This is a genomic window from Mycobacterium sp. 852013-50091_SCH5140682, assembly GCF_001665685.1.
Taxonomy (GTDB): domain Bacteria; phylum Actinomycetota; class Actinomycetes; order Mycobacteriales; family Mycobacteriaceae; genus Mycobacterium.
In genome coordinates this window covers 34,946-45,478 of the sequence record NZ_LZTB01000082.1, presented here as the reverse complement: position 1 = coordinate 45,478, position 10,533 = coordinate 34,946, and the positions used below count along the sequence as shown (strand labels likewise).

The 10,533-nt window shown below is 66.1% G+C and carries 8 protein-coding genes and 1 pseudogene; 2 read left to right on the top strand and 7 right to left on the bottom strand.

What is annotated here, in order from left to right:
* Positions 1 to 815, top strand: a pseudogene (locus A5784_RS22610) (HNH endonuclease signature motif containing protein); the annotation flags it as partial.
* A gap of 96 nt (positions 816 to 911) precedes the next feature.
* Here A5784_RS22610 and A5784_RS22605 read toward each other — a convergent pair.
* The 4 genes from A5784_RS22605 to A5784_RS22590 form a co-directional block, all read right to left on the bottom strand.
* Complete coding sequence (locus A5784_RS22605) at positions 912 to 1,553, bottom strand: LysE family translocator (protein ID WP_082945014.1); 642 nt, start codon at positions 1,551 to 1,553, stop codon at positions 912 to 914.
* Positions 1,554 to 1,637: 84 nt separating this feature from the next.
* A complete protein-coding gene (locus A5784_RS22600) occupies positions 1,638 to 2,645 on the bottom strand; it encodes an esterase family protein (RefSeq protein WP_064947125.1) in 1,008 nt (335 codons plus the stop codon).
* A gap of 124 nt (positions 2,646 to 2,769) precedes the next feature.
* Complete coding sequence (locus A5784_RS22595) at positions 2,770 to 4,203, bottom strand: mechanosensitive ion channel domain-containing protein (RefSeq protein WP_064947124.1); 1,434 nt, start codon at positions 4,201 to 4,203, stop codon at positions 2,770 to 2,772.
* On the bottom strand, positions 4,200 to 6,368 hold the full coding sequence (locus tag A5784_RS22590) for an adenylate/guanylate cyclase domain-containing protein (protein ID WP_064947123.1): 2,169 nt from the start codon (positions 6,366 to 6,368) through the stop codon (positions 4,200 to 4,202). The genes A5784_RS22595 and A5784_RS22590 overlap by 4 nt, the downstream gene beginning before the upstream one ends.
* A gap of 91 nt (positions 6,369 to 6,459) precedes the next feature.
* On the opposite strand from A5784_RS22590, the gene A5784_RS22585 reads away from it, so the two are divergent.
* Complete coding sequence (locus A5784_RS22585) at positions 6,460 to 6,900, top strand: DUF1810 domain-containing protein (protein WP_064947122.1); 441 nt, start codon at positions 6,460 to 6,462, stop codon at positions 6,898 to 6,900.
* On the opposite strand, the gene A5784_RS22580 is transcribed toward A5784_RS22585, so the two are convergent.
* Genes A5784_RS22580 through A5784_RS22570 form a run of 3 tightly spaced genes read right to left on the bottom strand, consistent with a single transcriptional unit; the run spans position 6,884 to position 10,388 of the window.
* The gene (locus tag A5784_RS22580; RefSeq protein WP_064947121.1) at positions 6,884 to 8,191 is read right to left on the bottom strand and encodes an alpha-amylase family glycosyl hydrolase; all 1,308 of its coding nucleotides are present in this window, start codon (positions 8,189 to 8,191) and stop codon (positions 6,884 to 6,886) included. The genes A5784_RS22585 and A5784_RS22580 overlap by 17 nt on opposite strands.
* A complete protein-coding gene (locus A5784_RS22575) occupies positions 8,184 to 8,663 on the bottom strand; it encodes a nucleoside deaminase (protein WP_064947120.1) in 480 nt (159 codons plus the stop codon). The genes A5784_RS22580 and A5784_RS22575 overlap by 8 nt, the downstream gene beginning before the upstream one ends.
* 48 nt (positions 8,664 to 8,711) lie before the next feature.
* Positions 8,712 to 10,388, bottom strand: a complete 1,677-nt coding sequence (locus tag A5784_RS22570; protein ID WP_232006208.1) for a tetratricopeptide repeat protein — start codon at positions 10,386 to 10,388, stop codon at positions 8,712 to 8,714.
* Positions 10,389 to 10,533 lie beyond the last annotated feature (145 nt).

Here is a 10,533-nt window from a genome sequence, read left to right as displayed (position 1 = left end):
CGCGCGTTCCGCAAAGACGTGCACGAGGACCACACCACCTACCAGATCACCCTGCCCCACGACGAAGCCGCCACCGTCGACGCCGCGATGCAGTCACATCAGGATGCGCTGATCGCGAGTGGAAACGCGACCACGAAGATGCTGATGGTGGAACCTCGGAGCAGGCGCCGCCGTTCCCGGACACCGTGGATGCGTTCATGAGTGTGGTCGAGGCCGGCTGGGATACCGACGTGGCGCGCCGCCCGCATGGGCAGCGCACCACCGTCGTGGTGCACGTTGATCTCGACAAGGACGGGGAGAAGCCGGTTGCCGCCCTGCATCTGGGCCCAGCACTGTCCGAGGACGAGCGGCGCTACCTGAGTTGTGATGCCACGTGTGAGGTGTGGTTCGAACGCCACGGCCAGCCGATCGGCGCCGGACGTACCACCCGTACGGTCAACCGGCGGCTACGCCGGGTGTTGGAGTATCGGGATCGCTGCTGCGCCGTACCCGGCTGCGGCGCGACCCGAGGGTTGCATGCCCACCACATCACCCACTGGGAAGATGGCGGCGCGACCGAACTCGACAATCTGGTGTTGCTCTGCCCGTACCACCACCGGTTGCACCACAAGGGTGGCATCACCATCACCGGGCCCGCCCACCACCTCAGCGTCACCGACCCCACCGGCAAGCAGCTACATCCCGGATCACTGGCGCGACCACCAACCACACCACCACCCCAGGTACCGCCTTACCGAGGGCCGACCGGCGAACGCGCCGATTGGTGGTGGTACACACCCTTCCAACCGGAATCACCCCCACCATCGCCAAACTAGGCGTGAGGCATGAGCCCGGCAGCATGACGGTCCGGATAACACTGGCCGCCAGGCGAATTCGCGCTGGGCCGAGGTGGGTCGATTCGGCAGGCTTCGTCACCCCTTGTTGCCGGTGAAGGCAAGAGTGCCGGCGAGGCCGATCATCAACCCTCCGCCGGTCGCACGGATGCGCGGTACGCGCCTAGGTGACGATGCAAGCCACCCACGTGCGGTTCCGGCGAGAAGTGCCCAGATGCTGTCACACAGGAAGGCGATCATGGTGAACGCAAGCCCCAAGATCATCATTTGAGCGGCAACGCCTCCGGCAGAGAAACTGACGAATTGGGGGAGTGCTGCCACAAAGAACACGATCGTCTTCGGGTTCGTCGCACCTACGATGAACCCCTGCCGTACCGTCAGCCATCCGGTCCGCTGTGTGGGATGTGTGTTGGCGGCGTGGCCAAGTCCGTCATTGCGGTGCCTGATCGCTTGCACCCCGAGATATGCGAGGTAGGCAGCGCCGAGCACCTTGACCACGGTGAATAGAACAACCGACTTGGCAACGATGCCGCCAACTCCGAACGCCACCGCTGCAACAGGCACCAGCCCTCCGAGTTCGTTACCTACCACGCTGAGAAATCCAGCCTGGCGCCCGAGGGCCAGGGATCGGCCGATGACGAAAAGGACACTCGGACCCGGGATGACGATCAACAGAAACGATGCGGTCGTGAACGCGATTAAGGCTCCCCAAGATGGCACTAGCCGAATCTACGGCAACCGACATGGACAGGGAGCCTGCCGTCGGGGGTAACGGCAGGCTCCCTGGGTGGGTGGATCTTGTAGTTAGGTGGCGGACTGTGCGCCCAGCACCCGCTGGATGTCCGGCTTCATCTGCTGCAGCTGCTGTCCCCAGTAGCCCCAGCTGTGCGTGCCGTTCGGCGGGAAGTTGAACACTCCGTTGTTGCCGCCTGCCGCGATGTAGTTGTCGCGGAAGGTGACGTTGGTGCGCAAGGTCAGCCCTTCGAGGAACTGTGCGGCCATCAGGTTGCCGCCATTGGTCCCGGTGTCGAGATCAGACGGGGTGCCGGTGCCGCAGTAGATCCAGATGCGGGTGTTGTTGGCGACCAGCTGGTTGATGTTGACCATCGGATCGTTGCGCTTCCACGCCGGATCGGTGGACGGACCCCACATGCTCTCGGGGTTGTAGCCGCCCGCGTCGTTCATCGCCAGACCGATCAGCATCGGCCACCAACCCTCGGACGGGTTCAGGAATCCGGACAGGGTGCCCGCGTAGATGAACTGCTGCGGGTGGTAGATCGCGTAGGTCAGGGCCGCGCTGCCGGCCATCGAGATTCCGACGACGGCGTTACCGGTCTGCGACACACCACGATTGGCGGCCAGCCAGGCGGGCAGCTCGTTGGTCAGGAACGTTTCCCACTTGTAGGTGTAGTTCTGCCCGTTGCCTTTCGACGGCTGGTACCAGTCGGTGTAGAAGCTGGACTGGCCGCCGACCGGCATGATCGTCGACAGGCCGGACTGGTAGTACCACTCGAACGCCGGCGTGTTGATGTCCCAGCCGTTGAAATCGTCCTGGGCGCGCAGACCGTCGAGCAGGTACACGGCGTGCGGGCCGCCGCCCTGGAACTGGACGCGGATGTTGCGGTTCATCGACGGCGAAAAGACATCGAGGTACTCGACGGGCAGGCCCGGCCGGGAGAACGCTCCAGCGGTCGCCGACCCCCCGGCGATACCGATCAGCCCGGGCAGTGCCAGCGTCGCGATGGCGCCGACCATCAACCGGCGCAACGTGATCCACGCTGTCGTGCCACGCATGTTTCTGAGGAACTTCATAACGGCAACCAACCCACCTTTCGTTTGCTTGCCACAAGCAATTGCCGTCGCTTTGCGAGCAAAGTGAATCATGTGCCCCATGAGTCACACGCGTAACACGACCGGGTGGGCAGATCGCGGTTGGCTAACGATTGGAACTCGGCGCCGAGACCGAGTCCGGCGGCGACGTGGTGGCCACCGCCTGGCGAGCCTCTGTCCTGCGTTGGTCAAAGATGCGGCTCAACTCGTGCAGCAGCAAGGGATTTCGCGTCACCAGCTCTTCGAGAAAATCGCGGTCCACCTGCAGCATCGTGGTTTCCTCGACAGCGTGCACCGAGGTCCGCGTCGCTTCGCGGGTCAGCGCACTGTGGCCTAGGAAGTCTCCGGGCTGCAACGCGCGGACAGGCGCGACGATACCGTCGGCCCCCATCGCGGTGACCTGTCCTCGTCCCTGCACCATGAAGCTCATGCAGGTCGGTATCTCGCCCGCGGTCTGGATGCTTTCATCGACTCCGTAGCGGCTCAGGACGGCGTGTCCGAGCAACTCCTGCAGATCGGTATGGCTGAGCCGCAACGCCGACGCCAGTCGCCGGCAGGCCTTGGTCAGCCGCTCCGGGGTGTTGAAATCGTCCTCGACGCCGTCGAGGTGCAATTCGGCGCGCCGCGCGGCGTACCAGACCCATCGCAGGAAGACCGCTTTGGTGGCGCCGTCGTCGGCGGGGGACCGCACCGGGATCGTGGTGCGGTAATCGTTACCGCCGATCGGAACCGCCTTGACCACGCCCTCCGGACGTACTTGGGGAAGTTGTCGGGCGACCCCGGCGAGCAGCGCGCATACCTGATCCGGTGCATCGGAGGGGGCGAACGTACTGACGATAGACAGCGAGTACGACGCCTCCGGCCGGCTCAGGTTAGTGAACGAGGCGCCGGCCAGCACCGAGTTGGGCATGATCTGCATGCCGCTGCCGGTATCGATATGGGTGGCGCGCCAATTCACTTCGACCACCCGGCCGCGCGCCGAGGGGGTGTCGAGCCAGTCGCCGAGCCGGAACGGCTGTTCGAACAACAGCAGCAGACCGGAGATGATCTGGCCCACCGAGTTCTGCAGCGCCAGGCCGAGCACGATCGACGAGATTCCCAGCGCGGTGAACAGACCGCCGACATGGGCGCCCCACACGTAGGCGAAGATCAACCCGACGCCGACCGCGATCAGGGCAAAGCGCGCCACATCGAGAAAGATCGACGGGATCCGCTTGCGCCAGCTGCCTTCCGGCGCACCTTGGAACAAGGTGGCGTTCAAACCCGACAGCAAGAGGATCATCACCACGAAACCGAATGCGGTGGCGACGATGCGCACGGTGGTCGTCTCGCCCGAGATGTCGCCGCCCTTGACCAGCAGGACCAGCAGGGCACCCAACGGCAGGATGTAGTTGCGCAGCAGGCCCACCGGCCGGGCCAGATAGCTTCCGCGGCGCGCCAGCGTGTTGTTCAGCTCGGTGAGCAGGACCAGGCCGACCGGCAGGCCGATCGCCACGGCCAGGGCCCAGTAGAACCAGTCGGTCTCCAGCACGCTTCTCACGGCTGACGCTCCGCGAGTCGCCAGATCTGCTCCTCGGTGCCGTCGACGGTCACCGACCCCGCCTCGGTGAACTGGCGGACATCCAAAGTGGCGTCCCGCACGCGCGTCGTGACGTAGATGCCGGGCTGCGGCCCACCGCTGCGCACCCGGTAGGCCAGATCGACGGCCGTTCCCCACATGTCGTAGGCCAGGCTGGACCTGTCGACCAAACCGCTGCTGACGGTGCCGGTGTCGATGCCGGCCCGCAACCTGAGATCGTGTCCGGTCTCGGCGCGGAACCGGTCGACGATGCGCTGCATCTCGGCTCCGAAATCCACGGTGCGGCGTACGTTGTCGAGCCGAGGCACCGTGAGCCCACAGCTCGCGAGGTAGCCGTTGTGCAGCGTACGTACCCGCTCGACACCCAGATGTTCGGCCGCGGCGTCGAACTGCCGCACCAGCTTGTTGACGATGGCCAGCAGTTCATCGGAGCTGAGATTGGCGGCCAGCGCGTCGATGCCCACGAAATCGGCGAAGATCACGGTGACGTTCTGGTGGTCCTGGGCGATGGTCTCTTCGCCCTCGCGGTACCGCTGCACCACCGGTTCGGGCATCATCGTCAACAGCAGCCGGTCGTTCTCTTTGCGCTGCTCTTCGAGCAGATCCTCCTTGATCCGCAGATTGCGGCTCATCTCGTTGAAAGCGACTGTGAGATCACCGAATTCGTCACGCGAGAGGACCGGTAGCGACACCCCGTAGTCGCCCGAGCTGATCTGCTGTGCCCCCGCCTCCAGACGTCGGAGCGGGCGCACGAAGAACCGGGCCAGCCCGATGGCGGCGATACACACCACGAAGATCATCGCCACCGTCGAGAGCACGAGGGTCCGCGTGAACACCGTCACCGGGGCGAATGCCTCGGTGGTGTCGATCTTGGCCACCATCACCCAGTCGAGGCCTGGCAGGTTCACGGGGGCGTAGGACTGCAGCGTCTCGTGGCCGAGATAGTCGACGTCGATCATGGTGCCGGTCTGACCGCGTTGCGCCAACCGCGCCGCATCACTGGCCACCGGTTGCACCAGTGTGGTGCCGCCCTGGCGGATCGCGGTGGCCGCGACATCCGGCGGGGTGCCCGCGTCGACGACGTCTTTCTTGTACTCGTCGCGGTTCTGGACGAACGTCCGCGATACCGAACGCATCAAACCGTCCGGGCCCACCAGGATGGTCTCACCGGTCGATCCCATGCCGGCTTCTTGCCACTGCTGGTTGGCCGTCATCACCCGGTTCACCCCGGTGATGGGCAATTGCAGGGCGAGCACGCCCTCGATGCGGCCCTCGCTGCCGATGGGCGACATCATCCAGGCAGTCGGGGCCTGGGCCGGCTGGTAGTCGCTGAAGTCGGTGACATCGACGTAGTCGATGGCGTTGGACGTGATGGCCCGCCGGTACGCGTCGGTGAGGCTGCCGCCACGAAACGGTCCCGTGTAGACGTTGGTGCCCAGGTCGACGCCCTTGTATGCGCTGTACACCACGTTGCCGCGGGTATCGAGCAGCAGTGCGTCTTCGAATTTGAACCGCTCGACGACGGTGCGGAAGTAGTCGTTGAACCGCGCGCACGCGGCCGACCAGGCGCTGCCGTCGTGCGCGTCGGAGAACTTCAGCGCCGAGTCCCAGTCGCTGAACGGCGCCATGTAGTTGGCCTGAAGCCATTTTTGGGGATTGGTGGTGGGCAGCAGCGCGGCCACGTCGACGTCGTTGCCGCTCTCGGCCTTCTCAGCCTTGGCGAACTGGTTGCGGTAGTAGTCGACGATCGCCTGCTGCTGTACGGGCGTGATCCCGGCGTCCAGGAGCTGGTCGAATCCCGCGGTGAACGCCCGGGCAGCTTCGGTGGCAGTGGTTCCTCGCGTGTAGACCAGCAATGAGTCCCGCAGATACCGGAATTCAGCCTCCAGCTGGCGGGTCTGCGCCGACCGGATCTCGGTGAGCCGGTCGAACACCGAATTGCGCAGCGAACTCCGGCCTGACTGATAGCCGATGGCCCCGACCACCGCCGCCGACAGCACGCTGGTGATCAACAGCATCGCGAGCAGCTTGGACTGAATGCTGATCCTGGACATGATGCGGCGGCGCGGGTGTCGTTGATTGCGCGCGGGCATCTCGACGTCTGGGGAGTCGGCTTCGGTCGTCATCGGAACGGAACACTAACTGTGCAGCCGCCAAGTCGAACACTTTCGCGGCAACTCGTGGCCGGTTGCACAGTATCTGTGCGACATTCGACAGATGGTCACTGCGGCTGACCCTGATGATCTGCGTCGCTTCACCGAGGCGCAGGAACGCGTTTACCCGACCGTGCTCGCCGAACTGGCCGGTGGCCGCAAGCGCACTCACTGGATCTGGTTCATCTTCCCGCAGCTGCGTGGGCTGGGCCGCAGCCCGACCGCGCATCATTACGGCATCGCCTCGGCGCACGAGGCTCGGGCCTACCTGGCCGATCCGACGCTGGGACCGCGGTTGCGGGAGTGCGCGCGCCTGGTGGCCGCGATCGACGGGCGGTCCGCCGAGCAGATCTTCGGCTGGCCGGACTGTCTCAAGGTCCGGTCGTGCATGACGCTGTTCGCCGCGGTTGCCGCCGATCCCGCGGACTTTCAGGCCGTGCTGGACAAGTTCTACGACGGGCTCGCCGATCCGGCGACGTGCGAGATGCTCAGTGCGGCTGAATGATCAGCCAGCCGTGTGGTGCAACCTCGGTCTCGGCGATCTCGTGTTGCGGGGGAGCCCCTGACCCGGCGAGCACCGTTCCCGCCCGTGTACCGAGGTCGGGCAGCGAGACGGCCAGCGGGGCGTCGTCGACATTGAGGGCGACGATCAACGATTCATCCCCGGCCGTGGTGCGGTAGATGTACTGCGTGTTGGTCAGTTTCAGCGCGGTCGTCGTCGCGGTGTGCAGCCACGGATGGCGCCGACGCAGTCCGATCAGATAGCGGTGGAACCGCAGGATATCGGAATCCTCAGGGAGTTCATCGAATCGGGGCCGAACCGCGTCATCCCCGCCGCGGCGCTCTTCTTTGACACCGTGGTAGCCCGATTCGTCACCCGCGTAGATGCTCGGGGTGCCGCCGGTGGTGAGCAGGATGACCAGGGCATGTTCAACGTGGCCCGGGTTGGTCAGCTGGCTGGCGATCCGGGTGACGTCGTGGTTTCCCACGAACGTCAACGGCACGAAAGTGTCGAGAAAATCGTTGTGCCGCTGCAGCCCCCAGTCCAGCTCGTGAAAGTTGCCGTCGTTGAGGCTGCTCCAGATCGCTTTCCAAAGTTCGTACTGCGTGACCGAGTCGAAGGTGGCAGCGCTGACGGTGGCGGCGTAGTCACCGTGGATCACCTCGCCGACGAACCATGCGTCGGCGAATTCCTCACGCACTCTTGGCAATACCTGCGCCCAGAACCGGTCCGGCACGGCGTATGCGGCGTCCAGTCGCCAGCCGTCCGCGCCGCGCGCCAGCCAGTGCCGCAGCACCGAGACCGTGTACTCCACCACCTCCGGGCTCGCGTGGTTGAGCGCGATCAGCTCACCGTGCCCCTCGAAGGTGTCGAACCGCGCTTGCGACCCGCGGCGTCGGAACCACCCCGACGCCGGATGGTCAGGTCCGCCGTCGAGCGCCTCGCGGTACTGCGCGAAGTCGGTGCCGACGTGGTTGAACACCCCGTCGAGCAGCACCCGCAGCCCGCGTCGGTGCGCTTGGGCCACCAACTCGTCGAAATCGGCGTCGTCGCCGAGCCGTGGATCGATGCGGAAGTGATCGGTGGTGTCGTAACCATGGGTGCGCGAGGCGAAGATCGGTCCCAAGGCGATACCGGACGCGCCGAGTTCCACGGCGTGGTCCAGCCATTCGATGACCCGGCGCAAGCGGTGTTCATCAGGGCCCGGCACCGGTTCGGCGGGAAACGCACCGACGAAGCCCAAGGGGTAGATCTGCCACCAGATGGCGTGCGCCACCCACCCCGGCTCAGGCACGAAACTTCGCCGCGTACAGGTCCTTCATCTCCTCGGCCAGTTCGGGGGCCGGGCCGTCGACCGCGACACCGGGCGCCACGGTGCTGATCGGCAGCGGCGCCACCGGGGCCGGCGGGACGCCCCATTCACTGAGCCATCCGGTCAGTTGTTCGCTGGAGGTCGCGTAGACGATGCGGCCGAGCCCGACCCAGGCGTGCGCTGCCGCGCACATCGGGCAGTGTTCGCCGGAGGTGTACACCGTGGCGCGCGCCCGCCGCTGCGGGCTCAGATGTTCGGCGGCCCAGCGGGCAATGGCGAACTCCGGGTGCTGGGTTTCGTCGCCGTCCTTGACCCGATTGCGGTCGGCGAACACCGTGGTGCCGGTGTAGTCGACCAGGATCGACCCGAACGGTTGATCGCCATCGTCGAGGGCTTCGCGGGCGAGTACGACGCATTTGCGCAGGTGCTTGAGGTCGGTGTCGCTGATGGCCACGGTCGCGAGTTTACGGCGAGCGACGACGGCTCCGGGGCACAACGACGGTCAACCACCGCAACAGGTGGGTGCGACGTCCAGGCGGCACGCGCACGACGCGACGATCGGAACATCGGCGCGGGCCCGGGCGAGTTCCAGTTGCCGGGCGATGATCGTCGCCTCGGCGTCGCGGCCCAGCCGCTGCAGGCATTCGTGGTATCCGTGCAGGCTCCACACGTTGCCGGGGTGATGGCTCGACCGGTTCAGCGTCGGATCAAGGCCGAGGTCGGCGGCGTACACCCCGGCGGCTTCCTCGACCCGGCCCTGTTCGAGCAGCAGGGCGCCATAGGCATGTCGGGTGGGTTGCATCCAGCCCCACGGTTCGTCGTAGGGCAGCCCGTCGTCGAGCTCGATGGCGCGCCGTAAGTGCGCGAACGCGTCGTCGAATTTGCCTTCCCGGTAAGCGATCTCACCGTCGAGCATGGCCGCGGCGACCGCGAGGATGTCGAGGCTGGTGTTGTTGAACAAGTAGCGGCTCTCGGGGATGCGCCGGTACGCGGCAGCGAAGGCGTCCCGCTCGGCGCGAGCCTGGGGGAGTTGACCCTTGGCGGCGTGGGCGACACCGCGGCCGTAGTGGATGGTGGCCGTGGTGGTGCTGTACAACTCGGCGTCGGCGGGTAGCGGTTCGGCGATCAGATCGTCCCAGCGTCCGAACCGCACCAGCACGTGCACGCGCAGCGGTACGAACGCCTCGAGCCAGTCGGCCATCGGTGGTGACGGGACCGCGAGCAGTTCAGGGGTGAGCTGGCGCGCCAGTTCGTCGGCCGCGCTGCTCGCCGTCTGGTAGTTGCCGGCGAACATCGCCGAGTACACCACGAAATGCAGATCGTGGGCGCGGTACAGAGAGTAGAAGTTGAGCGCGCCGGACCGCTCGACGAATTTCCGGTCTGCTTGCACGGCAGCCTGATTCGCGACGACTGAGTTGTGGTAGTCGCCGCAGAGCACATCGATGTGGCTGGGCATGTGCTGCAGGTGGCCCGCGTCGGGCACCAGGCCGCGCAGCAGATCCGCCGCGGGCAGAGCATCCTGCGGCGTGGCCGACATCTCCATGGCATGGATGTACAGATGCAGGATTCCGGGGTGGCCGCGTCCCTCGGAGTTGGTCAGTGCGGCATCGAGGATGGCCTTGGCCTCGATGACCCGAGAACCCGGCGCGGGTTCGCCCGTACGTCCGTCCCACAGCGCCCAGGCGGTCACGTTGACCAGGGCGTCGGCCGCCAGCGCCTGCACGTCGATGTCGCCGGGATGCTCAGCGGCCAGGACCGCCATGGCGTCGGCGTAGGCGGCGTGGCCTGCGGTCAGCGCCTCGGTGTCGTCGGGGTCGCCGGTCGGAAACCGTTGTCGCAGAGCGCTTATCAGGGCCCGCTCGATGGTCGACGCGCGTCCGCCCGCGGCCAGGTCGAGCTCGGCGCGGGCCCGGGCCAGTGACGTGGCCAGATCGACCGGATCGAACGCCTCCCAGGCCTTGTTGTAATTGGGCCCCACCGCGTATGCGATGCCCCACCGCGCGATCGCCAGATCGGGATCGAATTCCAGCGCGCGTTCGAAACAGCGGATGGCCTCGTCGTGGTTGAACGCATAGGCCCAGATGAGGCCACGGTCGAACCAGGTCTGCGCCGGCTGCGACGGGGTGTCGACGGGCCGGTGGTAGGTGCCCAGGTCGTAGTACGCGTCGGCTTCCGTCACGGCTGGCACGATAGTTCAGCCGCTGGCCCCGCGAGAAGTGTTGGCACAACCGCTGAGCCGAATCGGCGTGCCCGGCCCGATCGGTACGCCTACGGTGGCGGCTCACTGGCCCGGCATACAGCTGGTATCTGGCGGTATCGGAACT